Origin of the sequence: Blautia hansenii DSM 20583 (assembly GCF_002222595.2) — a bacterium.
GTDB classification, from domain to species: Bacteria; Bacillota; Clostridia; order Lachnospirales; family Lachnospiraceae; genus Blautia; species Blautia hansenii.
On the sequence record NZ_CP022413.2, the window covers coordinates 1515055 to 1542009 of the forward strand.

General features: G+C 36.0%; 28 protein-coding genes. 4 read left to right on the plus strand and 24 right to left on the minus strand.

The window, feature by feature from the left end; all coding sequences use genetic code 11:
- Positions 1–28 precede the first annotated feature (28 nt).
- The 3 genes from alr to CGC63_RS07520 form a co-directional block, all read right to left on the minus strand.
- Positions 29–1177, minus strand: coding sequence for an alanine racemase (gene alr, locus CGC63_RS07510; protein ID WP_004221711.1), 1149 nt, complete (start codon positions 1175–1177; stop codon positions 29–31).
- A 21-nt stretch (positions 1178–1198) separates the two neighbouring features.
- Positions 1199–2683, minus strand: coding sequence for a bifunctional ADP-dependent NAD(P)H-hydrate dehydratase/NAD(P)H-hydrate epimerase (locus CGC63_RS07515; RefSeq protein ID WP_004221708.1), 1485 nt, complete (start codon positions 2681–2683; stop codon positions 1199–1201).
- Between the two features lie 64 nt (positions 2684–2747).
- The gene (locus tag CGC63_RS07520) at positions 2748–3392 is read right to left on the minus strand and encodes a redox-sensing transcriptional repressor Rex (protein WP_009247398.1); all 645 of its coding nucleotides are present in this window, start codon (positions 3390–3392) and stop codon (positions 2748–2750) included.
- A gap of 152 nt (positions 3393–3544) precedes the next feature.
- Between CGC63_RS07520 and CGC63_RS07525 the strand changes: the two genes are divergently transcribed.
- The gene (locus CGC63_RS07525) at positions 3545–5455 is read left to right on the plus strand and encodes an ABC-F family ATP-binding cassette domain-containing protein (protein WP_004221705.1); all 1911 of its coding nucleotides are present in this window, start codon (positions 3545–3547) and stop codon (positions 5453–5455) included.
- Between the two features lie 143 nt (positions 5456–5598).
- Here the strand turns inward: CGC63_RS07525 and CGC63_RS07530 are convergent, their stop codons facing one another.
- The 9 genes from CGC63_RS07530 to CGC63_RS07575 all read right to left on the minus strand — a co-directional run bounded on the left by CGC63_RS07530 (position 5599) and on the right by CGC63_RS07575 (position 15161).
- Complete coding sequence (locus CGC63_RS07530) at positions 5599–6804, minus strand: NADP-dependent isocitrate dehydrogenase (protein ID WP_004221703.1); 1206 nt, start codon at positions 6802–6804, stop codon at positions 5599–5601.
- A 90-nt stretch (positions 6805–6894) separates the two neighbouring features.
- Complete coding sequence (locus CGC63_RS07535) at positions 6895–7683, minus strand: S8 family peptidase (protein WP_004221701.1); 789 nt, start codon at positions 7681–7683, stop codon at positions 6895–6897.
- A 218-nt stretch (positions 7684–7901) separates the two neighbouring features.
- Positions 7902–8534 (minus strand): hypothetical protein, encoded by a 633-nt coding sequence (locus CGC63_RS07540; RefSeq protein ID WP_004221696.1) that lies wholly within the window; start codon positions 8532–8534, stop codon positions 7902–7904.
- The gene (locus CGC63_RS07545; protein ID WP_004221693.1) at positions 8531–8728 is read right to left on the minus strand and encodes a hypothetical protein; all 198 of its coding nucleotides are present in this window, start codon (positions 8726–8728) and stop codon (positions 8531–8533) included. The genes CGC63_RS07540 and CGC63_RS07545 overlap by 4 nt, the downstream gene beginning before the upstream one ends.
- Before the next feature lie 49 nt (positions 8729–8777).
- Positions 8778–9719, minus strand: coding sequence for a hypothetical protein (locus CGC63_RS07550; protein WP_004221692.1), 942 nt, complete (start codon positions 9717–9719; stop codon positions 8778–8780).
- A gap of 170 nt (positions 9720–9889) precedes the next feature.
- Positions 9890–11437 (minus strand): recombinase family protein, encoded by a 1548-nt coding sequence (locus CGC63_RS07555; protein WP_004221691.1) that lies wholly within the window; start codon positions 11435–11437, stop codon positions 9890–9892.
- Entirely contained in the window at positions 11427–13079 is a 1653-nt protein-coding gene (locus CGC63_RS07560; RefSeq protein WP_004221684.1) for a recombinase family protein, read from the minus strand. The genes CGC63_RS07555 and CGC63_RS07560 overlap by 11 nt, the downstream gene beginning before the upstream one ends.
- The gene (locus CGC63_RS07565) at positions 13080–14738 is read right to left on the minus strand and encodes a recombinase family protein (RefSeq protein WP_004221681.1); all 1659 of its coding nucleotides are present in this window, start codon (positions 14736–14738) and stop codon (positions 13080–13082) included.
- A 153-nt stretch (positions 14739–14891) separates the two neighbouring features.
- On the minus strand, positions 14892–15161 hold the full coding sequence (locus CGC63_RS07575) for a DUF6870 family protein (protein ID WP_004221676.1): 270 nt from the start codon (positions 15159–15161) through the stop codon (positions 14892–14894).
- A 402-nt stretch (positions 15162–15563) separates the two neighbouring features.
- Here CGC63_RS07575 and CGC63_RS07585 point away from each other — a divergent pair, with 402 nt between their 5' ends.
- The 3 genes from CGC63_RS07585 to CGC63_RS07600 all read left to right on the plus strand — a co-directional run bounded on the left by CGC63_RS07585 (position 15564) and on the right by CGC63_RS07600 (position 17771).
- Positions 15564–15950: a DUF6290 family protein gene (locus CGC63_RS07585; RefSeq protein WP_039959488.1), complete on the plus strand. Its 387-nt coding sequence runs from the start codon at positions 15564–15566 to the stop codon at positions 15948–15950.
- Positions 15922–17271 carry a relaxase/mobilization nuclease domain-containing protein gene (locus CGC63_RS07590; protein WP_004221666.1) on the plus strand — a complete coding sequence of 450 codons (1350 nt, stop codon included), beginning with the start codon at positions 15922–15924 and terminating at the stop codon, positions 17269–17271. The genes CGC63_RS07585 and CGC63_RS07590 overlap by 29 nt, the downstream gene beginning before the upstream one ends.
- Positions 17272–17393: 122 nt before the next feature.
- Entirely contained in the window at positions 17394–17771 is a 378-nt protein-coding gene (locus tag CGC63_RS07600; protein ID WP_004221663.1) for a hypothetical protein, read from the plus strand.
- Between the two features lie 105 nt (positions 17772–17876).
- Here CGC63_RS07600 and CGC63_RS07605 read toward each other — a convergent pair whose 3' ends face one another.
- The 12 genes from CGC63_RS07605 to CGC63_RS07665 form a co-directional block, all read right to left on the minus strand.
- Complete coding sequence (locus CGC63_RS07605; protein WP_004221660.1) at positions 17877–18407, minus strand: DUF6892 domain-containing protein; 531 nt, start codon at positions 18405–18407, stop codon at positions 17877–17879.
- A 130-nt stretch (positions 18408–18537) separates the two neighbouring features.
- Positions 18538–19083: a hypothetical protein gene (locus CGC63_RS07610; RefSeq protein WP_004221658.1), complete on the minus strand. Its 546-nt coding sequence runs from the start codon at positions 19081–19083 to the stop codon at positions 18538–18540.
- Positions 19084–19258: 175 nt separating this feature from the next.
- Entirely contained in the window at positions 19259–19531 is a 273-nt protein-coding gene (locus tag CGC63_RS07615; protein WP_004221655.1) for an Imm59 family immunity protein, read from the minus strand.
- 23 nt (positions 19532–19554) lie between these two features.
- Positions 19555–20331, minus strand: a complete 777-nt coding sequence (locus CGC63_RS07620; RefSeq protein ID WP_004221651.1) for a hypothetical protein — start codon at positions 20329–20331, stop codon at positions 19555–19557.
- A gap of 18 nt (positions 20332–20349) precedes the next feature.
- The gene (locus CGC63_RS07625) at positions 20350–20805 is read right to left on the minus strand and encodes a YrhA family protein (protein ID WP_004221650.1); all 456 of its coding nucleotides are present in this window, start codon (positions 20803–20805) and stop codon (positions 20350–20352) included.
- Between the two features lie 443 nt (positions 20806–21248).
- Complete coding sequence (locus tag CGC63_RS07630) at positions 21249–21863, minus strand: hypothetical protein (RefSeq protein ID WP_226971810.1); 615 nt, start codon at positions 21861–21863, stop codon at positions 21249–21251.
- Between the two features lie 370 nt (positions 21864–22233).
- Positions 22234–22884 carry a hypothetical protein gene (locus tag CGC63_RS07640; RefSeq protein WP_039959494.1) on the minus strand — a complete coding sequence of 217 codons (651 nt, stop codon included), beginning with the start codon at positions 22882–22884 and terminating at the stop codon, positions 22234–22236.
- Positions 22885–22929: 45 nt separating this feature from the next.
- Complete coding sequence (locus CGC63_RS07645; RefSeq protein WP_004221639.1) at positions 22930–23742, minus strand: DUF5037 domain-containing protein; 813 nt, start codon at positions 23740–23742, stop codon at positions 22930–22932.
- A gap of 28 nt (positions 23743–23770) precedes the next feature.
- The gene (locus CGC63_RS07650) at positions 23771–24271 is read right to left on the minus strand and encodes a hypothetical protein (protein ID WP_004221637.1); all 501 of its coding nucleotides are present in this window, start codon (positions 24269–24271) and stop codon (positions 23771–23773) included.
- A gap of 83 nt (positions 24272–24354) precedes the next feature.
- Positions 24355–25395 (minus strand): hypothetical protein, encoded by a 1041-nt coding sequence (locus tag CGC63_RS07655; protein WP_004221635.1) that lies wholly within the window; start codon positions 25393–25395, stop codon positions 24355–24357.
- A 12-nt stretch (positions 25396–25407) separates the two neighbouring features.
- On the minus strand, positions 25408–26034 hold the full coding sequence (locus CGC63_RS07660; RefSeq protein WP_242648437.1) for a hypothetical protein: 627 nt from the start codon (positions 26032–26034) through the stop codon (positions 25408–25410).
- 145 nt (positions 26035–26179) lie between these two features.
- A complete protein-coding gene (locus CGC63_RS07665) occupies positions 26180–26953 on the minus strand; it encodes a hypothetical protein (RefSeq protein WP_004221631.1) in 774 nt (257 codons plus the stop codon).
- Between the last annotated feature and the right edge of the window lie 2 nt (positions 26954–26955).

Consider the following 26955-nt stretch of genomic DNA (forward strand, 5'->3'; position numbering starts at 1 on the left):
GTATTCATGTATTATCCGCAGTCTTTTTTTATTCTTTTACTTGTCCGTTTTTATAATATACTCTTGGAACTCTTTTACTGATACAGCAGGCGAACTCATAATTAAATCTGCCTGACAACTCGCCTAATTCTTCCATGGTAATGCAGTCTGTACCGTCTTTTCCAAGAAGGGTTACTTCATCTAACTCCTTTGCTTCCGGAATTTCCGTTACATCTACCATAAATTGGTCCATACATACTTTTCCGAGGATTTTTGCTCTTTTTCCACGAATTAAGACACTGCCTTTATTGGAAAGGCCTCTGGAATAACCGTCTGCATAGCCCACGGGTATGGTGGCAACTCTGGTTACTTTTTCAGTTGTGAAGGTTCCGCCGTAGCTGATTTCTACTCCCGGTTCCACTTCTTTTATGTATGCAATATGGCTTTTCAATTCCATTGCCGGTTTCAGAAGAATTTTATCTTTTTCCACTTCATTGGAAGGATACATGCCGTAGAGAATAATTCCTGCACGTACTGCATCGAAATAGGCATCCTGCATCCGAATAATGGCTGCGCTGTTAGAGCAATGCTTTACAGGTATGGAAATTCCCTGTCTCTTTAAAGCGTCTAAAAATTCCTGATATTTTTCCAGCTGTTGATATGCCGGTGCAAGGTCGGTCTCATCTGCTCTTGCAAAGTGCGTGAAAATCCCTTCCAGTTCGATATTTGGAAGCTTTGAAATTTCCACGATTTCCGGTATTGCGTCTTCTATGTGGCGATAGCCGATACGTGTCATGCCTGTATCTAATTTTATATGTATTTTTAAAGTTTTATTGGCTTTTACGGCTGCTTTTGAAAGCTGTTCTGCCATGGAAAGCTTAAAGACCGTAGGTTGAAAATCTTCTTTTACAATTCGGTCATAATCTTCTTCGTAGGTATAGCCTAAAATTAAAATCGGCTTTTTTATTCCGGCTTTTCGAAGCTCTCTGCCTTCCTCCACAGTGGCAACCGCAATCCCCCATATATAAGAATAAGCCTCAATTTCCTTTGCGATGGGGACTGCTCCGTGTCCATAACCGTCTGCCTTTAACACTGCGATAATCTGTGTGTTCTTTCCCATATAATCATACATGTTTTTCAGGTTATAATCGATTGCATCCAGATTAATGTGCGCCTGAATTCTGCTTTGTATTCTCATGCCTTTCTCATCTCTCCCTTTTTAAACTTCATCCAGAATTTGCCCTGCTGCATCTATTAAATCTCCTGCCAGCATAGCTGCACGGCCTTTTCTTTTTGCTGCCAAATCTCCGGCAGCTCCGTGAAGATAAACACCCAGACAGGCTGCCTTTAACCCATCTTTTCCCTGAGCCAAAAGACTTAAAATCATACCTGTCAGAACATCGCCGCTGCCTGCGCTTGCCATACCGTCATTTCCGGATAAATTCAAGTAAATGTTTTTGTCTCCATTACTGATAACTGTTCTGGCATCCTTACATACTAACACAACAGAAAGGGTTTTTGCAATTTCCTGTGTGATTTTTATGGGATTTTCTTTCCATTTTTTTATAGAAATATCGGTAAGACGGGAAAATTCTCCTAAATGTGGTGTTAAAATCACTTCATTTGGATAGTTTTTTAACTGTTCTGTGCGTCCTTTTAACATTCCTATGGCATCTGCGTCAATAACAAGGGGTTTTGTTCCTTGGGAAAGCACCGTATCCAGCAAACTTTCTGCCTGTTTGCCAAGACCAATACCCGGTCCAATTCCAATGACATCTGCCCATTGAAAACCTTCTGACAATTCTTTTGTAATGTTCTCGTCATCCTCGTAACACAAGAGCATGGCTTCGGGAAAACAGGAAAAAAGAACCTTATTTTCTTTATGCGTACAGATTTTTAGCATACCTGCTCCGGTTTTCATAGCTGCCATTCCGCTTAAATAGGCTGCGCCGAAAATATCCTTGCTTCCTGCAATTAAAAGGATTTTCCCAAAACTGCCTTTATTTCCATCCCTCTTTCTTCGGATTTCTTTTAAGTCCCCTTTTGTATAAGTAAAAATTTCGGGCTTTGGAAGTATTTCCGGTTTGGCATAAATACCGATATCGGCAATGACAACCTTTCCTGCATATTCTGCGCCGGGATAAAGAAAAAGCCCTGTTTTTCCATAAGCAAATGTGACGGTTAAGTCCGCTTTTACCGCACAGCCCAATATTTTTCCTGTTCTGCTGCAAATTCCCGAAGGAATATCCACAGCAACGATTTTTCCTTGAAATTTATGTAATTCCAGTATAATTTCTTTTAAATTTCCCGTGATTTCTCTGGAAAGTCCCACACCGAAAACAGCATCTACAATAACAGTATATTCAGAAATATGAAAACTCTTGACAAAGGAAATTCCATAATTTTTTCCAATATCTATCTGTTTCTGCATTTCTTTTGTAAATTTCTCCGGCTTTCCTAAAATACAGACATCTGTGCAATAACCTGCAAGATGAAGCAGTCGTGCCAGTACCACACCATCCGCCCCATTATTTCCGCTTCCGCATAAAATCAAAATTTTATTAAGAGAAAACCCCTCTTTTTTTATTGCTTCAAAAACAGAAAGTCCGGCTCTTTCCATAAGCACTAAAGAAGGAACACCCATTTCTTCTATGGTGTATTTATCTAAAAGCTGCATCTGATCACCTGTTACAATTCTCTCCATGTCATCCTCCTAACGATAACGGAAAAAAGCTGCTGTAAAATTTCTTTCACAACAGCCTTCCCCTTTATTTTTCTTCTTTCTGCTCCGCAACAGTCAAATTGTAGGATAAACGCATCAGGCTTTCGGAAAGATGAACGTTTTCTACAATTACATCTTTTGGCACATTTAAGTCCAAATGGGCAAAATTCCAAATGGCTTTAATACCATTTTGCACCAAAAGCTCTGCAATTTCTGCGGCGCTGCTTTTTGGTACTGTCAGCGCTGCAATCTGTACGTCTTCTTTTTGTAAAAATTCCGGCAGCTCGCTCATCATACGAATTCCATTTCCCCTGATGGAAATTCCTTTTAAAACTGGATTGATATCGAAAACGCCCACAATTTTAAAGCCTCTCTTTTCGAATTTTACATAATTGGCAAGAGCCTGTCCCAGATTTCCCGCTCCTATGATAATCATGTGATGGGTTTTATCCAACCCCAGAATTTTTCCGATTTCCTCGTACAGATATGGCACATTGTATCCGTATCCCTGCTGCCCAAAGCCCCCGAAATTATTTAAGTCCTGACGGATTTGAGAAGCTGTTACACGCATCTTTGCACTTAACTCATTGGATGAAATCCTTTCTATTCCCTCCTCTATGAGTTCACCTAAATATCTGTAATATCGAGGCAGTCGTTTAATTACTGCTTTTGAAATGCTTTTTTCCTCCACGGCGAACCCTCCTGTATTCAAAATACACATTTCTTGAAATTATTATATAAAATTGTTAAATTAAAGTCAATCATAATTCATTTATCTGTTGTCAAATATATTTTTTCCGCTATAATAAATGAAGATACTATATTTACAAAGGAGATATTTACATGATATTAGCGTGTCAAAATATAGAAAAATCTTTTGACGGCGTCACCATTTTACAGGACGCCAGTTTCCATATAGAAGAAAGAGAAAAGGCTGCTCTTGTGGGCATTAACGGTGCGGGAAAATCTACACTTTTTCGTATTATTGTAGGAGAACTTTCCCCTGACAACGGACAGGTTATTCTGGCAAAAGGAAAGACCTTGGGATATCTGGCGCAGCATCAGGAAATGGAAAATGAGCTTACCATTTATGACTGCCTGTTGCAGGTAAAACAGCATATTCTGGATATGGAAATCCGCATGCGTGAAATGGAAGCGGAAATGAAGCATACCACAGGAGAAGCCCTGACAAAGCTTATGGACAGTTACTCCCGTCTCACACATGAATTCGAAATGGAAAACGGATATGCCTACAAAAGTGAGCTGACCGGTGTTTTAAAAGGGTTGGGATTTCAGGAAGAAGACTTTCAGAAACAGGTTTCCACGCTTTCCGGAGGACAGAAAACAAGGGTAGCCCTTGGCCGCCTCCTTCTCTCCAAACCGGATATTATTCTGTTGGATGAGCCTACCAACCATTTGGATATGGACTCCATTGCATGGCTGGAAACTTATCTTTTGAACTATCCCGGGGCTGTTTTTATCGTCTCTCATGACCGATATTTTCTGGACAAAGTGGCTACGAAAATTGTAGAAATTGATAATGGAAAGGTATCTGTTTTTACAGGAAATTACAGCGCTTACAGTGAAAAGAAATCCCTTCTTCGTAAAGCAGCTTATCAGGCATACCTAAATCAGCAGCAGGAAATCAAACATCAGGAAGAGGTTATTGCAAAGCTGAAATCCTTTAATAGAGAGAAGTCCATCCGCAGAGCAGAAAGTAGAGAAAAAATGCTGGATAAAATGGAAGTTCTGGAAAAACCGGTGGAAATCGACAGCTCTATGAAGATTACATTAAAGCCCAGAATTACCAGCGGAAATGATGTTTTAACCGTAGAAGGGCTTGGAAAATCCTTCCCTCCTCTCACACTTTTTGAAGATTTGAACTTTTCTGTGAAAAGAGGCGAGCGTGTTGCCATTATTGGAAATAACGGTACAGGAAAAACTACGATTTTAAAAATTTTAAATGAAATTGTGCCACCAGATACCGGATGTTTTCATTTGGGAAGCAAGGTTCATATCGGTTATTATGACCAGGAACACCATGTTTTGCACAATGAAAAGACCATTTTTGAAGAAATTTCCGATGATTTCCCGAAACTGACCAATACGGAAATCCGCAATCTGCTGGCAGCCTTTTTGTTTACGGGAGATGATGTATTTAAGCCTATTCAGGCTTTAAGCGGCGGAGAAAAAGGGCGTGTTTCTTTGGCAAAGCTGATGCTTTCAGAAGCCAATTTCTTAATCTTGGATGAGCCTACCAACCATCTGGATATTACCTCAAAAGAAATTTTGGAAGAAGCTTTAAGCAATTATGAGGGAACTGTTTTATACGTCTCTCATGACCGCTACTTTATCAATAAAACAGCTACCAGAATTTTAGATTTAACTAATCAAAAGCTGGTAAATTACATTGGAAATTATGATTATTATTTAGAGAAAAAAGAAGAATTAACACAGATTTATGCACCGGATATTCAAGAGGAAGCTGTTGAAACAAAGACTTCTGCGGTGAAATTAGACTGGAAACAGCAAAAGGAAGAACAGGCACGTCTTCGCAAAAAAGAAAATGATTTAAAGAAAACAGAAGCCATGATTGAAGAACTGGAAACAAGAGACAGTGAAATTGATGAGGAAATGGCAAAACCGGAAGTTGCTACCAATGTAGCGGAGTGTGTTCGTCTTTCCAAAGAAAAAGCCGAAATTGCCCAAAAGCTGGAAGAGCTTTATGAAAAGTGGGAAGAGCTGGCAGAATAATTTAGCTAATCCAGAGGATTTCTACATGTTGCGCTCAGTCTGCGCACACTTTGAGCTTGTAATCTCAAAGTGTGCCAGACAAATTTGCTAAAAATATAGAAATCTTCTAGATTTTTGTTTTAATATATTATTTCTTGTAAATGTTAAATAACTTCTAATTCTTTTCTGATTTCTTTTATAAAATCTAAACTGTTTAATACGGTTACAGAAGTGTCTGTGGTAATTGCAGCCAAATCCTTTGTCATTTTTCCAGACTCAATGACTTTTAAAACAGCTTGCTCCAGCTTATCTGCAAATTGTTCTAATTCTGCATTGCCGTCCAGCTCTCCTCTTTTTCTTAAAGCGCCGCTCCATGCAAAAATAGTTGCTACCGGATTGGTGGAGGTCTGTTTTCCTTCCAAATATTGATAGTAATGACGCTGTACTGTGCCGTGGGCTGCCTCATATTCAAAGTATCCCTTTGGAGATACTAAAACAGAAGTCATCATGGCAAGTGAGCCAAAAGCGGAGGAAACCATATCGCTCATCACATCTCCGTCATAATTTTTACATGCCCAAATAAAACCGCCTTCTGCTTTCATAATGCGGGCTACTGCATCGTCAATTAAGGTATAAAAATAGGTTAGATTTTCTTTCTCGAATTTTTCTTTATATTCTGCTTCATAAATTTCCTGAAAAATATCTTTGAAGGTATGGTCATATTTTTTAGAAATGGTGTCTTTAGAAGAAAACCATAAATCCTCATGACAATCCAGTGCATAAGAAAAACAGGATTTTGCAAAGCTTTCAATGGAAGACGTCAGATTATGTATCCCTTGTACAATACCGGACTCCTGAAATTCCTGTACTAATTCTCTTGTTTCTTCTCCTTTTTCATTTGTATAGACCAACTCTACTCTTCCTGCTCCCGGAATTTTCATTTCGGCATTTTTATATACATCACCATAGGCATGTCTTGCTATGGTAATGGGCTTTTTCCAGCTTTTTACGCAGGGCTCAATGCCTTTTACCAGAATAGGCGTGCGGAAAACCGTACCGTCTAAACAGGAACGAATAGTGGCGTTAGGGCTTTTATACATTTCTTTTAAATGGTATTCTTCGACTCTGGCTGCATTCGGTGTAATGGTAGCGCATTTTACCCCTACTTTATATTTTTTGATTGCTTCAGCGGCAGCCAAAGTCACTTTGTCATTTGTTTCGTCTCGATATTTTAATCCTAAATCATAATATTCTGTATTTAAGTCAAGAAAAGGAGAAAGCAGTTCCTCTTTTATCCACCCCCATAAAATTCTTGTCATTTCATCTCCGTCCATCTCTACTAAAGGTGTTGCCATTTGTATTTTTCCCATATCTTCTACCTCTTACTTTCTTAAATTATCACTGCGTTTTATTAAACTGTTTCGTACATTTTAATAGACAAAACAGATATTTGTCAAGAGTTATTGCAAAAATTTATGCAAATCAAACAATCCCCAACCTTGAAGATTATGCTCGTAGCCCAAGTCTTTGGCGGTTTTCCAAAGCTTTTTTTTCACTTCTAAATTCGTCATTTGAGGATATTTTTCCAATAAAAGAGCAATGCCTCCTGACACAATAGGGGTAGACATAGATGTGCCGCTTCTTGCAATATAGGGAAATAAACTGTCGGAGTTGGTACAAGACATGATTTCGCTTCCGGGGGCTACAATATCCGGCTTACTGATACATTCTTTTGTAGGACCTCTTCCTGAAATTCCATGGTTTTTCATCAGCATATCCGAAGAACCTACGGTAATAATTTTTCTGCTGCTTCCGGGCGCTGTAATGCTGCATCTTCCGGGACCCATATTTCCTGCCGCCGCTACTACCACAAGCCCTGCGTCCCAGACATCTTCTACTGCACGAATTAAATCCTCATGTCCTTCTCGTCTGGTAGTACCAACAGAAATATTTACAATACGGATATTGTAACAATCTTTGTTTTCTAAAATCCATTGAAATGCCCGTAATACCTTTTCCTTGCTGCCATTTCCCTTTTTATCCAGCACTTTAATGGGAATAAGCCCGCATTTTGGCGCAATCCCTTGAATTTTACCCTTTCCTGCCGCACCGCTTCCGCCGATAATTCCCAATACATGAGTTCCGTGACCATTGTCATCATAAGGCTTTGTACGACCGTTTACAAAGTCCTGAAAGCTCCAAATTCGGTTGTCAAAATCTATATGGGGAAATGCTCCCTCTTGTGTCAAGTAGTTGCAGGCAATTTTCTTTCGCTTTTTTTACGATTTTATCAGGTATTTCAGCACTTTTTCTTCAAAATAACGGCTGGGTGTTAAATAAATGCTATAAATCCGCAAAAGGCTTTGATAAATAGATGCAAACAAATCAAGTAGAGTTTATAAAACGTTAGTAGAGAAATGATTTTGAGGGATATAGCCTATGATGACTATACCCCTCTCCTTCTCTTTTACCATTTATACCTTCTGCAAGGAAAATGTAATTCACGCAATCCAGCCTCCCTACAAATAGAAGATAAGATTTTCAATATTTCTTCTCTTGTAAGATTAAACCACTCACCGAGTTCTCTATCTGAAAAACAATAAAAAACATCCTGTCCTGAACCATATTTTGTATATGTATGCTCTGCTTCAGCCACCTTTAATCGTCTACGGATATCATTAAGCATATCTGCAATTGTATCGAGTTTTTTACGCCATATTGGATTTTGAATCGCCGATTTTCCTTCCGCTTGTTTTAGTTTCTCACCATCTCTGGTACGCATAACCCCTGTATTCAATGCGATAAGAGTATCTTCGATGGCTTTATCAAAATCCTCCATTCGACCTTCCTGATAAATGTCATCTTGAAAAGCTGGACGATCAAAACATTGAACAAAGAATTTGATAATCGCTTTATCCTCTTCCATAGATTGTATTGGCGAAATCTTTTCAATCTCTGAAAGTGCTGATAATTCTGCAGCCTTTTTCCACTCTAAAAGAACTGCTTTTGAATAACGAGTGGTATCTGTATCTATTAACTTTGAGCAAGACTGGCATAGCCATATTCCATTCTCAGAAGACTTTCGTTCTTCTGGTGTCATACTTTCATCATATCTTGGACCACCCTTTGCTGCGGCACAAATATGGCAGCTACACCAATATTTGTAATTTTATCTGGATCAGTATTTGCAGCACAAGTTAGTTTTTGACATTTCGGATTGCTACATCTTCTGCCTACTCGATTTGCAAGCAACTCCTTCGTAGCCAAGGAAAAATCATCTCTATTGTTTGCCATCTTGCATACCTCATTTCATTTTTTGAATAAAATTTAATAACCTAAATATCTATTTCATAGTAATTCCCATTCGTTTCAATTCTTGAGCCATCTGATAACGATGTGTTATACAGTCTTTGTCAAGATTATTTTCATATATAATCCAATCATTTATCGACTCTAATGCGTAATCCACAGCTTCCTGATTTAACACAACACCAGACACTTTTAAAAAGTTTACTCTAATTACAAGTTCAAGTACATATACAAAATACCAATTTGCATAATCTGTAATTTTATCTTCGGAGTCATGAATTAACGCAGCCAAACTATTTTTTGAATATATATAATGATAAAATGTATGTCTTTCTTGAGATAATAACCCCTTATATTTTTCTCCATCTATTCCAAGCAAAGAAATTCCTTGTTGTAACTTCTGACTATTTACTATTTTCTTAAAAAATATATCATAACTACCTTTTACATTATTTGTCTCTTTATAAGTGTTTATTATGAAACCATCTGCAATATTCAATAATAAAGATAGTCTATGATTTACATTTATCTTTCCATAATTTTCTGAATTCAAATAGTAAAAAGCATTCACAACTGATTTTGTCATTTTTTTATCTGAAATGCCCGTGTTACGAAATTTATCATATTTTTCTAACACTTCTGATGACAGGTCTCTTTGTGCTCTCCCTAATAATTCTGAACAATACCACATTTTGTCTGTTTTATAAAATGGTAATGTAATAAGCTCTTTACATTCCATTTTAACCCCATCAATTTCATATGATATTGGTTCATAAAAATATCCATCATAAAGAAACAGCAATTCCCAAAGAAGTTGGAATACAATTTTGACATTCTCTTCCCCTTCAAGTTCTAATTTACAGTTATTATCTTTTATTTTTATATTTGCAGTAACTCCTTTATATTCTGTATGAATTTCTTGATCGCTCCAATTACGAATATAATCCTTTACTTTCATGTCTACTTGCCACTTCATAAATTCTCCCTAATAATTTTTATTTAGTTCTCACTTTTACAAATTCATATTTCTCACTTTATTTATAATTATACATCACCCAACATCATTGTAAAGAAAAAAGCAAGCCGTTTTCAGACTTGCTTTTCATCATACTTTATTCCCTATCATTTCCCCCTGCTATCCCATAGCTATTCTTTTCCATCACTAAAGTTCCAGATAATCTCCATATGCTGTTCATCCCATACATTTATCTTCTTTATAAAAGTATCCACCACCTCTTGATTTAGTTCATTGATCTTACATTCTTTCCAAATGATATGAGCATCCGGCAGTTCTGCATGAAACTCTGTCTCCACCTCTGCCAATCGCATCTCCTGCTCTTGGATTTCACTTTTTATAAAATCTTCCTTTTTCTGCAATTCCTCTCTGAACTCTATGTATTCTTCCCTTTGGATTTCCCGCTTTCCATATCTCTCATAAAGTGTGATCTGTTCTTTTCCCACAGCATCTAAGGCTTGTTGAGATTTTTGCAACTTATCCCTCTTCACATGATACTTCTCTTTTTGTACTTCCTGATACTGACTCCACACTTCTTCCAATTCCATCTGTCTGCGGATTTCCTTTTGCAAAGCAGCTAAAAGAACCTGTTCCAAAAAGAATACATTGACTTGGCTCACACAATTCTCATCACCTGTCGTATAACGTTCATTACAATAAAAATAAGGATTTTTTGCTTTACGATAGCGCAAAGCCTTACCACACTCCCCGCATACAACCTTTCCTATCAGAATATGTGCTTTTTGTGGCTGATAAGGTTTCGATATCCCCCTCGTCTGCTGTACTGCATCAAATACTTCCCGTTCGATGATCGGTTCATGATGATTATAAGTAATCTTCCATTCACTTCTTGGCTTTAAGTGATTTTTCCCTCCAACCTTATCCTTCTTATATTTTCCATATACCATATCTCCTGCATAAAAATGATTTTTCAGTATCGTGCAGATTGTTGTATGCTGCCATGAAAATTCCTTGCCAACTGGCTTCCGGTGTGTTGCTCCTCTCTCTATCAGATATTCCACAGGTGTTTTTACCTTTTCTTTATGAAACTTCTTTGCAATATCCACAGAAGTATATCCTTCTAATGTCAGTCGAAAAATTTCCCGGACAACTGCCGCCTCCTCTTCTACAATCTCCACTTGATTTCTGTCCTCTGCTTTTTTGCGATATCCAAAAGGACAGTTCCCGCTGCAGTAAATCCCCCGTTCTTTTTTAGAATGTAGGGAAGAAGTTACCTTTACCGATAAATCCTTAGAATAGAGATCATTGACCAGCGTTTTAAATGCCAGATTCATCCCAATCGTTTTTTTAGTGACAGCTTCACTATCATAATGGTCATTCACAGAGATAAAACGGATTCCTAAAAATGGAAAAATCTGCTCTACATAGAAACCTGTTTCTACATAGTCTCTGGCAAAACGTGAAAAATCTTTTACGATAATACAATCTACTTTTTTCTGCCGGGCAGCGGCTAATAATTCCTGCATTGCAGGTCTGTCCATACTGGTTCCGCTGTAACCATCATCCACAAATTCTAAAATCTCATAATTTTCAAAATTTCGCTCAATATATCCTCTTAACAACAAACGCTGATAAGAAATACTGTTACTCTCCTGTGCATTCCAGTCATCTTCCTTGGACAATCGCAGATACATTGCTATCTTCAGTCTATTTTTCATCGTCAGTTCCTCCCATCACCTTCGCAAACTCATCATTCCACTTCCAAATGATTTCTACCCGTTTTCCACGATACACATAAATTTTCTCTATCAGGTTTTGCACCAATTCCGCATTTAGTTCGGCACAGCTTTTGTATTTCAAAATAGTACGGAGAAATTGATTCTGCTTATCTACCATTCTGTCAATGGAAGAATACTCTGTATGTAAATCACGTAATGCCTGCCGATCCTGTTCCTTTTTTTCTTCCAGTTTCTTCTTTGTTTCCAGAAATTGTGCCTGTGAAATGCTCCCGTTTCGATACTCCAGATAATAGGAACTGATCTTCCTGTCAGCACCATCCACCGATTTTTGCAGTTCATCCTGTGCTTTCTGTATCTGTTCTTTTCGTTTTTCTCCTGCCTCTTTATTAAATTCCATCAGTTTTTTCATCTGTGTACTGCTTAAAAGAAACTCTTTTTTCAGCAGATGAAGGATCACTTTCTGAATCTGAAGAAATGTAATCTGTTCGTTTTCACATTTTTCTTCATCAATCCGTTTGCTATTCGGACAGCTATAAAATACAAATGTTTTTACTTCTTTATAAGAAGCCTTTCTCTCCGTCACCATACGGCTTAACTTATGCCCGCACTCACCGCAATACAAAACCCCACGGAAAATATCTTCCATCGTATCCTTTCTAAGTGGTCTGCGGTTTTGTATTTTAATATTTCCTTCTATCCTTTCCCATACCCGATAAAATACTTCTTCCGAAACCAAAGGTTCATGTGTGTGTTCCGCTGTAATCTGTTCTTTCATGTGCTTTCCGGATTGCACAAGATTCCCTATGTAGGCATCGTTGGTTAATAGAAACCGGATAGATTCTCTTTCCCACTGTCTTAACTGCTGCCCCTCCTGCTGATAAACCGTTTTGTATTTTTTATAATCACTTGGGCGATGAATCTTTTGTCTATACAGCCATTTTACAAGAGATACAAATGTCTCCCCAGAAGCATACCGGTTAAAGATCTCCCTGACAATCTCACTGGTCACAGGTTCCGACACTAAAGTCCGTTTTCCGTCTATCTTTTCGATTTGAAAACCATACGGCGGAATACTCCCCAGATATTCTCCCTGTTTCATCTTTGCCTGTTTACTTGCTGTGACCTTTTCTGCAATGTCCCTTGCATACAGTTCATTGGCAATATTTTTCAAATGCATGGAAAGCGCTTCGTTGCAGTCCGCCTGTTTGATGCTGTCATACTGATCTGTAATGGCAATAAAACGAACACCTAAAAATGGAAAAATCTTCTCTACAAAATTTCCTGTCTCAATATAATTTCTTCCAAACCGGGAAAAATCTTTTACAATGATACAGTTTATCAATCCATCTCTCACATCTTGCATCAACCGTTCAAAATCACTCCGCTGAAAATTTGTCCCGGTAGCTCCCAAATCTGAATAGCAATCATACAGTGTAATCTCTGTATGGGATTTCAAATATTCTTTTGCCATCTCAATCTGCGTTTCAATGGAGATTTCTTTCCCGTCATGATTATCCACAGATAATCTTGCATAAATACCTGCCATGTATGTTTTCACCGATACATTTTCTTGCAGTGATTGGCTTTCTAACCGAACCTTACGTTTGGATGTTCTTGCCATTTAGATCACCTCCTTCACTACTTCTGATTGTGAAGAAAGAAACTCCGACAACACTAGCATCTTTTCCATTTCTTCCTGATAACAAAACTGTACCGATACCTTTTTCTCCTCATATACTTCTATCCTGTCTACAAAGGCTAATAGGGTATCCCTGTCTAATGTGGCAATCTGCATCGTTTCTTTCAAGCGTTCCAGCTTCACACCGGACTGCACTCCATTGTAAAACAGTTTCTTTAACATATCCTCCTGTCTTGTCAATGCCTTCTCTGTTTCTATATACTGCTTTTCATAGATTTTGCTAAAATTCTTAAAGTCTGTCTGTGTGATGATTCCCGTTTTCAAATCTTCATAAAGTCCCGCCCGCAGCTCCAGATATTTTTCCTGCTCATTCCTTAATCGAGTAATCTCTTTATCAAATCCGACCACATCCTCAAAGTTCATTTCCTTTGTCTGGAGATACTGCATCTGTCGGTTTACGTCCATCAGAAGTGTAACCTGTGACCGGATAATCTGAAACACAACTCTTTTTAAGTCTGTTTCCGGAATACTATGCCTGCTGCATCCCTCACTCCGATTTCTCGTAGAACAGATATAATATATTTTTTCCGTCCCCTTATATCTGTTTATTCGGCGTACCATAGGTTCTTTACAGTCTCCGCAAAACAGAAGTCCCGAAAACATGTGCGCTTTTTCTTTTCCCTTCCCGGCTCTGGTATCGACTTTTAAAAGCCGCTGTACATTTTGGTAATCCTCTTTGGAAATGATTGCCTCATGTGTGCCTTCCACCTTAAACCACTCTGACTCCGGCTTTTCTAAAATCTTATCTACCTTATAATTGACTTTCTCCCGTTTTCCCTGTACCATCATTCCGGTGTAAATTTCATTGGTTAAAATACGCTTTACCGCCACCGCAGACCATTTTGATACAATTCCGGCTTGAAAACCTGTGGAATAATGCTCTCCGTAAGATTTCTTATATTCCAATGGAGAGAAAATTCCATTCTCATTCAGTCGGTTTGCAATGGCAAGATTGCTCATACCATCCAGTTTCCATGTGAAAATATTTTTTACAATCTTTGCCGCATATTCATCTATGACCAGCTTATTTTTATCTTCATGGTCTTTCTGATATCCATAGACTGCAAATGCACCGATAAATTTTCCTTTCTCCCGTTTTACTCTCTGATGTGATTTTACCTTTTCTGAAATATCCTGACAGTAGGAATCATTCACAAAGTTTTTAACCGGAATCACAAGAGATGTGGTACTCTGATCCGCAGTCAAACTATCGTAATGATCTGTGATCGCAATGAAACGCACAGAAAAAGCCGGGAAGGTCTTTTGAATGAACCGCCCGGCTTCAATATAATCTCGTCCAAATCTGGATAAATCTTTTACAACGACACAATTTACATTTCCATTTTCAATGTCCGCCATCATTCTTTTAAAATCTGGTCGGTCAAAGTTGGCTCCCGAATATCCGTCATCAATATAAATATCGAATAACTCCATATCCGGCTGTTCTCTTACAAAGGAACGTGCCAGCTCACGTTGGGATGAAATACTATCGCTCTCTCGTTTTGCGCTGCCATCAATATCTTCATCATCTCTCGATAAACGGAGATAAATCGCAGCATGATACATTATTTTTTTCTGCATTCTGCTTCCTCCTGATTTTTACTATTTTTTATTTCAGTCAGTTGAACCTGTCCTACGAGGTTACTTCTTATAGTAATTTTCAGGATTTCGCTGTTTTGTCCTGCATCTAAGTTACCATAACATCCTGCTACTGTAAAGAGTCTGTTGAAATTTTTAGTATTTTGTTTCTGCAATTTTTGAAATATACTGTTTCATCCGATCATTCAATGTCTCTTCACAGTCGGAATACCCAATCTTCACAACATACTCCCCCACCCGGACAAGATAGGGATTATGTACCTGCTCTACATACTCTTTCACTCGTTTTTGTACTGACTGTTTCGTATCAATCTCAATTTCACTAATATCCACAAGCTCATCTGGATTTACTTCTTTTATATTTACACGCTTCAATTCCTGCAAAGTTTTCCCATCCAAAAGCATAACCCCCTTCCTATTTGAGATTCTATGCGTCCAGAAACTTGTCTCATTCTAAAAACCGTTCTTCTTTTGTCAAGGTTCATCCTTACATAAACCCAATCCCGGCACATGAAAAAAACAAGCATCGAAAAGATTTTCTTTTTTCTGCTTGTTTCTTAACCTCCCCCAAACAGGGTTATTGAAGGGGAAAAACATTTCAGAGCAAGATTCGCCTATGTCCGACAATAACCCGTTTCCGGGTTTTTGCAGACTTGGCATTTCTTGATGGGGATTTCGCTCCCCATTCCCTCGATATAAAATCTGCACTTAAAACTTGCAGGTTGGCTCTCACAAAAAGTTGTGTTCGCAGCGCAATACCGAGGTATTGACGATGTGCATACGCACGAAGAAGAAAGGAGGCTTCCTATGGCAAGACCGAAAAAAACAATCTCCCGTCCGTATCGTATCACAGTCCGTTTTACAGATATGGAATATGGGTTAATAACAGATGCGGCTGAAGAAACTGGAGTTACCTTATCCGAATACATCCGCAAAATGGTGTTGGAAGGAAAAATAGCGATTCGCTATGAAGTAGTTGCTGATATCCCTGAATTACAAAAACTGACCGCTGAGTTTGGAAAAATCGGAAGTAACTTAAACCAGATTGCCCGCTATTTTCATACAGGCGGCGTCCGATCTAAAACCATGCAGGATGAAATTCAATCCTGTATCTCTGAACTTTGGAATTTAAGAAAAGACGTGACAAGAATGGCAGGTGACTTTCATGGCAGTGTTGAAACATATCGTAAGTAAAAATGCCAATTACGGAGAATCTTTGGATTATCTCCTATTCCAACATGATGAGCGAACAAAGAAACCGATTTTAAATGAACATGGGCAAATGATATTACGAGAGGAATATTATCTGGATGGATTGAACTGCGAACCAATGTTATTTGATAAGGAATGCGAACGTCTTAACGATCAATATCACAAAAACCAAACCTATGATGAAATCAAATCCCATCATTATATCATCAGCTTTGATCCTGCTGATCGTGACGAATGTGGATTAACCGGAGAAAAAGCACAGGAACTGGGACTAGAATATGCCCGTAAAAATTTCCCCGGACATCAGGCTCTTGTCTGTACTCATACGGATGGTCACAATGAAAGCGGCAATATCCATGTGCATATCGTAATCAATAGTCTAAGAAAATACGATATTCCGAAAGAGGGCTATATGGAACGAAACAGTGATTGTCTTGCTGGATACAAACACCATTTAACAAATAACTATCTAAGGCACTTGCAAAAATCTCTCATGGATACCTGCCACCGAGAAAATCTCCCTCAGGTGGATTTACTCTCACCTTCTGAAAATAAAATCAAAAATCGGGAATATTATGCCTCCCGGTACGGACAAGAAAAATTAGATAAATTGAATGAACAAATTCTTGCAGATGGACTAACACCTCGCAAAACCACATTTCAGACACAGAAACAATACCTGCGAGACGCTATTACAGAAATTTCCCATACAGCAAAAGATGTGGAAGATTTTAAAAAACAGCTTTATGAAAAATATCAGATCGTTGTAACGGAACATCGTGGACGTTTCAGCTATCTGCACCCGGAACGAGAAAAGAATATTACCGGACGTGCTTTAGGAACAAAGTATGAGAAAGACTATCTGCAACAGCAATTTGAATCCAACCACAGAACTCCAAATATTCATCCTGATATTTCCTCTGATCCTATGGACATCTTATTCATTAAATCTAATCTGCGACTGGTCATTGACTTACAAAACTGTGTAAAAGCACAACAAAGCCAAGCCTATGCCCGAAAGGTCAAACTCACCAATCTTCAGGAAATGGCAAAGACCATTGCCTATGTGCAGGAACATGAATATGATACCAGAGAAATTCTGGAAGATAAATTTTCTTCTGTAAAAGAACGAACCTCTAATTCTAGAAAACAATTAAATGAATATTCTTGTGCGATGAAATCACACTTCCGGAAATTTGGAAATCAGAGTTCCGGTACTCGGAAATCGCCTATTTTGTGCTTGATGACTTATCCATTTCTGTTTGGATATTGGTCAAGACCTTGCCGCATCTGCGGTGCGTAGCAGTCTTTACCAATGTCTCAACAGAAATTATGATTCGGTATGCACAAAAACGGATCTAAAAAGTGATTTCCATATCACCGGACAGCTGATGTAAAACCATCCGGAATATTCAATTAAAAACTGTGGAATCGGAATTAAAGAACCTCAATCAACAACTCCACTACACCGGACAGTATCTTGCAAATAAATCTGTCTATGCACAATTTCGTAAAAGCAAAAATAAGCAGAAATTCCGTCAGGAACATTCTGCCGAACTTACATTTTATGAAAAGGCTGTAACATCACTAAAAGAGAAAAACGGAACGCAGCCCCTTCCCACGATGAAGCAACTGAGAGAACAGAAGGAAAAACTTCTAACTCAAAAAGATACTCTCCAGAAACAATACGACTATTACCGGGATTACCAGAAAGAACTACATACTGTATGTCGTAACGTGGATATGATACTTGGATGGAATCCTCCAATCCAAACTACACATACCAAAGAATTTCAATTATAAAAGAAGTCTCCTCGGTCTTTTACAGATCGGGAGACTTTTTTAACGGGTAGTGTTCTTATTTACTTATTGAGTTCTGCAAACCGAAAGTTGGATAGAAGAACTAATTTAAAGCAATTCTACATCAATATTTTCAGCAACAAAAATTTCTTTTACTTTATCAAAATTACTGCTCATTATTGTTGCTTCCTTAAGATTTGGAAATTGTCTTATTTCTGAGGAAGTTATATTGTTTAAATCAAAGCATTCATCTTCTCCATCCCATTGTGGAATTATATTCATATACACTTCATTGCCACCATCCATGTCGATTTTTTCTACATAATGTGCAAATTCCCTTGGGATAGACAATTGTCTAAAAAAATTAAGCGCCGGTTCAATTACAGTATAGCTATCTGTATTTATCTCTAGTTCTTTATGCTCATCAGCAAAATCATAAATATCAAAACAAGGCTTTAATAAATTCAAGTCATACATCAAAACTTGAATTACTGCAAGTTTAAAATTTAAATTTTCAAACTGTAAGATTCCTTCTGTATTATTATCACCAGGTTCTCTTAAGAACTTTTCTTTATTATCATCTTTTACTTTATCTAGTTCAACTTCTTTTTTTCTTCCAAACAGTCCGAATAAACCCATTTTTTGTTTCTCCAATTATTATATTTTTGAGTATTACAAATTTTGTCATACCATTTTTCTCTTCCAATAAACTGAGAATTATCAATTAAATTTTAAAAAAATAATCTCATTAACTTCTAATTTCTGTTTTTTACTCAACTTTAGTGTAGTTCTCCATACTAAAAGTTTCTAAATCAATCACTACCGCAACAACATTGTCCTCATTTTCTTCAATAAGCCATAAGCGAGTCCATAAGGTTTGGTCGTTCATATTGGTAGCAGTTTTATCCTCACCATCGGTAATGATTTTTTCGGGATCTAATTTTGTTACAAAAATGTTTTCGGGTTTAAGACCTGGCAGGCTGCTCTTAAGTTCCTCCTCTGTTAGTCCTGCTATATCCATTGCTTCAGCACCGTTATAATACTCAACATCTCCGTACCAGTAGTTATCGTTAACATTCTCGATGAATTTTAACCACATAAACTTATCGTCAACGAATTTATAACCAGCACCAGAGCCGGTATCTATTTCCCATGTTCCTTGTATCAGTGCATTATCATCATTATTATCTTTGCTGTCAGTAGTATCGGCGCAAGCGGTAAGCCCAAATAGTGTAAAACAGATCATCAGAATAGCTGCTGCAATTCTGAAAAACCCACTTTTGCGGTATTTAATCAAATTCATATCATAGTTCATAAGTAACCTCCAAGTTCAAATTTGTTATCCTTATTCTACCATACTCCAACTGTGTTTTCTATCCTTATTAGACAAGAACAATCAGCTTTTATCTGACTGTTTCTTTTCGCTATAAGAAAAGTAGGAATACCTTTTATGGCTTCCCTGCTCAGTGATACTATCAGTTCCCTAAATTTTAAATACTGGTAACAGTCTTAACTTTATAGCCCCTTAATCTATTAAGAGCTCTTAATCTATCAATAAAATTATCTAATGCTTCTTCCTCATCAAAATAAATATCTTGTGAATTTGTAACCTTACTAGCTCTTTCATCTGTTGCATAAACAATCCACTTATCATTCTCACACCTTAACACAACTTCATTTTCTCTATTATACCTTTCTTCATTCATATTATAACCTTGTAATTTCTCGTCCTTTATAATTTTTATTGCTTCTTTTATATTCATATTTTATCTTCCCTTTAAATGATTTATTTGCTAGAGAACCAACTCCATGTCTGATTTGTCTCACACCACTTCTTTATGTGATCAGGCAATCGTTCCATATACATATTCCGATATTTTTCTGGATTCTGCAGGATGGTTTGCACCAGCTCTTTTTCATTTAATCCCAGATTTTCTTTCAGCTCTTGAAACTGGCGTGCAAAAGCATTGATAATATGTTCCCTTTGCTCTCCCACTATAATTCTTGGTATTATTTGAAACTTTTCCCAAAGATACTGATTATAATTTTCGATTTCTTTAATATGTATTTTGAAACCTAAATCTATCTTTATTACCTCTCCTGTCATATAAATAAAAAACACAGGTGTTACTGCTCTTCCATTCAGGCTTGAGCTTCCTTCTGCCCATCCGAATATAGCCAGATCTTTTGCTATAAGCCTGTCTCCTGCATAAAGCCAATGTGTTCCTGATTTTAGTAATCCTAACACTTTTTTATCCATTGTATTTTCAATAGGATAAAATTTTTCATTTTTCACAAGCTCTTCTAGTTCACATTTTGTAAAAATCCGATTAAAGTATGGCATACAATGATATGAAATTCTTATATATTTTATCATTGGGCAACTCATCACAAAGGCAGCTATTCCACATAGTATCCCAAGCCATAAGTTTTCACGATTTCCATCACGAACAAGCAAAATAATCGCCGCTACAAATATAAAAACACAAAATAACCACGCCCCAAGAAATAAAAGTTTTTTTACTGGATATAATCGTTGCCATTCTAATTTTTTTAGTTGCATAATCAAGCATTCCCTTCCTTATCCCTTAATCGCCTCATCCAAAACCTTATCAAACATTTCGTAAAAATTACGGAATCGATGGATTTCTCTTCCAGACGGCTGATCCAATTCCATATAACATTGATTTTTATATTGGTAGACATACCAGCTAATATTACTTTCGCCTAAAAATAAGTATTCTCTCTGCTTTTCATTTTCATACCATATGTGATTGAATTCCAATAGTCCATAAACAAGCTGCTTCATTTCATGCTCTAATAAATACTGATCTACACCATATAAAATAAATCCATTAAATTCTATTCCGTTTATCCTTGAAAGAACATCCAGATATTGTTGCGGAATTTCCATGTTCCATTTCTCTTTTGCAGTTGTTACCAATTCATAAATTTCTTTCTCGGATGCACCGGAATTTATTTCCTCATCATATAGTTCTTTCTCTTCTCTTATCTGCTGTAAATAAATTTCCCACATAAAATTCTGCACTCCTTCGAGATTTCATAATCTAATGCCATTGTAGAATCATCCGCATTGCAAATCCTTGACTACAATGCAGTTCTTTCCCCATTTGCTTTAAAAAATAATCTTCCTCTTTCGGAAAGACCTGTTTTGTCATATATTGTTGATCAGCACATTATAATATGCCATTTTCAGAAAAATAAATAGTGCAGAAATAATACGGGGATCTTCCATCCCCGAACCCCTGGAATCCTTGTTATAACAGTAATAGAAAAAATTATTACCGTTATAACAAGGCTAAAAATGGGATGTTTTAATTTTCCGAATTCTGCAAATTATGGCATCAAATAAAATGCGTTGTAACAATTTTAAGAAGTCTATTTTCTCAGTTGATTCCTGCATCACACAATCAAGTGAACTCCATCCATCTGTTACAGGAGTATAGATATCTCTAGTTATCAATGAGAAAGTTGGTTTTTACAGTATTCTCTCATAGCACTATTTATAGATATATCACCATTTTTAAAAACACCATCGCCTTTATCTAATAAATAATCTAATGCATCTTGATATTTATGATCATAAATAAATGATAATGCTTTTCTTAATTCGACATGGTATATAGAATTTTCTAAATTATTGTAAAAATCACAGATTGAAGATGATTGAACAGTTTTATAAAAATGTTCTAAATAATTATCTATGATTTCTTCTAATTCACTGATTGTCCATTCTTTTAATTCTGTTTCATTTTTAAACAATTCAGCTCCGCTAACTGTAAATGCACCAATAGTTCTCAAACTTAAAGGTGTTTCTTTGTTGGTTTCCATTTTCAATAAATCCCATAACAAATCATCTAACCACAATGGTTTGATTGTTTCTACGGCAGTACAATAACACTTATCATCTGACTTTACTTTCACATCAATAAGCAAATCGAAAAATAATTCTTTTTTCTTATACCAAATCATAAAGTCTTTTTTCTTAAACTTATATTTTTTAATTTTATCTTTTAATATTTTAGGCAACACTTTTGTTAGTTCCTTATATTTTTGTCGTTCTTCCTTTGTCACTTGAAACACATCCCTTCAAATTCATATTTTTCAATTTTACAAACTGAAAGTTATCCAATCAGTCCATCATTTGATTCAAAATAGTAATAATTTCATTATATTCCTCATCGGCTAATACTTTGACTCATAAGCAGGGATGATCTTCCACAAATCCTGCTTTAAGCATTGTTTCTTGGTCTGGACTATAAATATAATATAACGCAGGTTTATCTTCTCCCATATAACGATATGTGTCGGTATTGCATAAAACTCCTTTGTACCATATTTTCATAGAATATTACCTCTTACCTCAAACTTGTTCCTCTCCACAAAATTCCGATTTATCTATAAAGCATTGTTACAAACTATGAAACTCCTACTTTAACACGCTCTACAAACCGCTTTCTTTCAAAAAGTCTTCTTTATTTATAACCCGTTTATAAAATTCTTGCTTTATTTCTTTTCTTAAAATTCTATTTTGAATTTTTCTCATATTATTAAAATCCAATGTAAACTCTTCGAAAATTCCTTGCAAAGATTTTATGATTTTTTCTGCTTCTTCAATATCAATTATGGCAAATACAATATTTTCTCCATTTTTTGTTGCTATTGATAATTTTTCAAATGATGAATATAAAGATTTGCGTTCTGCTATCAAATCCAAAACTAATTTTCTTGGTATATAAACCTCATCAGCATAAATCCATTTAGAGGAATAATATATTTCAATCTTTCCAGATTTCTTCTCGTCAATAACGACTTTTGAAAACGATTCATTATTAATTCGATCTTTCAATTCTCTAAAAGATAAATATTTTTTTACTACTGTCATACACCTAAAACTTTTTGGTATTAATAGTTTATATAAAAAGTAAAGTAAACAAACAAGCACAACAATGAAAAGAAGTGCGACTCCAAAATCTCTTTGTAATTTATCTGTTCCCATAATACTTTTTTGCAATGAGATTGCAACAATTATAGTACACATAAATATAATTATTGCTAATATAATTCTTTTAAATGTCCATATTCTTTTAATCATTTTAAACCACTCCTTTATACCCACATCAATTAAAACTTGCTTTACTTACTGATATTTTTCTTGTTCTTTTCCCTGCTTTGCGGCCTTGAATATCTCTAAGTTATCATCAAATTTATCTGAACCATATCGCATGATTGTTCCAAAGTATGGCTGACCTTCGATAATATCTTCAAAATTACTACCCTCATCACCAGATGTGAAAATTTCTAATATTTTTTCTGCTTTTTCAAAACTCTTATGGTCTAAATAATAAACATAAAGCAATGCCTGACCACCTAATTTATCACGATAGACTTCTTCATACATTTGATATTCTTCTTCATCAGTTTTTCCTTTCATTGTAGAAGCATCAATATAGACCCAAGCTGAACCTAAAGTTTTATAATCTGAATTACTTTGATTACATAGATCAACATAATTTTTCCATTGTGAAATTTCCTCCACTGGGATGTCTTGCCATTCTTCAGGTATAATAATATCACCTTGAATATAATAGTTCTCAGCTGCCTGCGAAATGGCTTCTTCTATCATAGACTCCATTTGTTTTGCCAAAAGGCGTTGCCCATAACCATCATAAATAATTTCTATTTCTGAGTTTGGTTCTTCGGGATTAAAATAGCTACCCTCAAATGGATGCTTTGGGTCATTTTTTGAAATACAAGTTGCATAGATTGCACCATTGTCTGATGGTAAAAGTTTTGGTTGATTCCAAGACAATACTTCAAATTCTTCACCATATTCTTCTTGTAAATAGGTTTCAATTTTTATTGAAATCTCATTTTCATGCCCACAGCCATTCAATAGCCCTAAACAAAGCACACTTGCTATAATACTCAATACAATTTTTTTATATCGCATATCCGCCACCTCAATGTGATTTTATGATTTAAACGATTCTTTCTAAATAATAATTATCATCTTCCTGTATTTTTATTAAAAACTCTTCTAATGAATCTGCAATCTTAACATATTTTTCATCATCAGCCATCAACAGGGGAATATTGCCCGTATTCTGCATTCCCCAATGATACCCTCTTTTAGAAAGACCGTTTTTTAACATCACTTCCCCCAGATAAGAGCCAAAAATAAGGGACATACTCCACACTTGATTTTCTGTTGGTCTGCTTTCTAATAGATCCTTTGCATAATAATCCAGAATTTCTTCCAGATCCCCTATACTTCTCTCAGAAAAATCAAAATTCTTTTGAAAGCTTTTTGCATACTCAACCGCTGTCATACTATTTTTCTTTGCATTGCTTACAACTCCACTACACTCTTCCTTTGATGTCCGTTTTCCTCTTTTCAATCTGTCCAAAATGCCCATCTTATTACCACTCCCTTTTTCGTTCAGGATTTGCTTCATTATGCTGATTTTGTTTTTTTCCATTCTCCAGTATGTTTCATTGTCTCTTGTAAATTTTGATGCTGTACATTTCTTCCAAAATAAACTCTATCCCTTACAAATTTGTTTTACTTTCTGATACTCTTTCTATTCCTCCCCTGTCTTATAGCCTTGGATGCTTTTTCTTCACCGATTTGATATTTTATTTTATCCTCTTCATCGCCAAATTTCTCCATCAGCAGCATCCGGATTTCGTCTACATGTTCCATTTTTTCATAAAAATCCTTTTTGCCAAACTTACTGTTATTTAGATATTCCCTAGCTATTTCAGTATTTTTTCTATACCACGGAATTCCCGCAACGTTGCCTCCTAAAATTCCTGCTTTTTTCCATAAATACCCATATAGTTCCGTGCTTCTTTCATAATATAGGTCAGACAAAATAATTTCTCCTACTTCTCCATCCACGTACATCAATTTAATTTGTGAATGCATATGATTAGGGGATGTCCTCAATCCAAAATCTATTGCCACCACCATCTTTTTGTGCAACAGCAGTCCACCAATCCAGAACCAATTTCTACTTTCTTTTACGTATGGATAGATGGACATTTCTTTAAATTTCTCTATTCCCTGAAAATCCTCATCCCCCAGCATTTTATTCAGTTCTGTTTTGCTAAGCACATCTCCGATGTGAGGAAGGCAACGATATTTGGGACTTACATACTTTCTCATAGGTGAAAATGTAGCAATTGTAGTGATTATAAAAATGATGTAGCCAAACAATGTCTTAGAATCTGTTTCTTGCTCAGAACAATAAAATATCGTACTTATCAATACTGTAAACAAACAGATATTCCACAACAGAAAAGCAATAAATTTCTTTAATGGATACCACTTTTTCCACTCTATTCGTAATAGCACGTTCTTTGGTTTTCCATACTTTTCTTTGGTTGAGGCATGCTCCTCATGTGGTCTATACAACACTCTGTAAAAGGCATTTCCGAGTATCATAAACAGGATTCCTAGTGTCGATAATAATGATCTCCCTAATATGTATTGATTCCCTAATCCTATACGTATATAAACCCATTGTGAACATATTACTCCAAATATAAGCAACTGCATTCCTACAATAACTAATATCGCTCCTACTTTTCGTTTCACCATACCCCTCCTCTTTCATTCAGGATTTGTTTCATTATGCTGATTTTGTTTTTTCCATTCTTTGTAATTTTTTAGTGTTTCTTGCTGACTTTTGACATCATCCATTTCTTCCAAAATAACTTCTATATCTGGTTTTATGTGTTGGTCAGGCAACGAATAGAAAATAAGATCCTCATCATTTACATATACGGAAATATCAAAATTCAAATCACTTTTTACAATTTCTTGCATGATATCAGAAATCTCTTTTGCGTATTCTTCATCCGTTTTTCTATCATTAAGATATAGATATACTTCTATTTCATACTCTCTTTTTTCCAAGTATTCTTCTATACTTTCCTTACCATTCCATTTTGTGGTAGTTGTATGACCTTGTATTTCAAATTGATAATCTTTTACAAAATCCTTATCCTGAAATAAAGGATCTGCAAGTGATTTTAACTGTTCTGAAAAATAATGGGCGTGATAATCATCTTTAAAATATCCCGTATTTCGTGCATATACGGTAGCTGTTTTAGATGAATTTTCTTTACTGACCACTTCTGCAATCACCCAATTCAAACCGATTTTTTCTTCTTTGTAGGTCTTTACTTTTGTAATAACAAATTCTTCTTTATATTTATCTTTTAATTTCGCTAACACATATTTCTGTGCCTCTTCACTGGAATGAAAATCACAGGAATAACGGTTACAGCCGTTGAGAAGTCCTAAGCAGAACACACTTGTTATCATACCTAATATAAGTTTTTTATATCGCATATGAACCACCTCTATGTGATTGAATTCTTTACTGTTTTCTCTCCTCTATATTTTGTTTTTTGCACCATTTTTTTATATGGTACGGTAATATTTCCATATATATTTTCCTATATTTTTCTGGTTCCTTTATCATTTCTATGAGAAGTTCACGATCATCTAAGTTCATCTCTTCTTTCAATACTTGAAATTGTTTTGAAAAAATATCTGTTACCTCTTCTTCAGATTTTCCTAAAACCTCAGTTGATACAATCCCCAAATTATGCCAGAAATATTTCCTCAGTAAAGATATTTTTTCTACAGATAAATCCGTCTTTAAATCCACCTTAACAATATCCCCGGTCATATAAATAAATACCATAGGTGTCGTTGCTCTTCCTATTAAGCTAGACGTTACTCTTGGATACCCAATAATAAGAAGATTTTTAGCAATCAGTTTCCCTTTTGCACAAATCCAATGTTCACTTAATTTAATATCACAATTCGTAATATTACTGTCTTTCTTCGATATCTTTTCAAATACTTCTCCTTCAAGTAACTTTTCAAGCTCCACTTTTTGTAACTTGGAATTTAAACCAGGAACACAGTGATATGTTGTAAGCACATATTTTTTAATTGGAGAAAAGAATACGACACCCCCTATTCCAAAAAGTATTCCAACCAATAAATTCTTCACATCATTGTCAGAAATAAATATAATGATTCCTGCCACACATAAAAAGCATCCGAACAGCCATATCATTACAAGTAGTATTTTTTTAATGGGATACATTCCTTTCCATTCCAATACTTTAATTGGGTTCATAT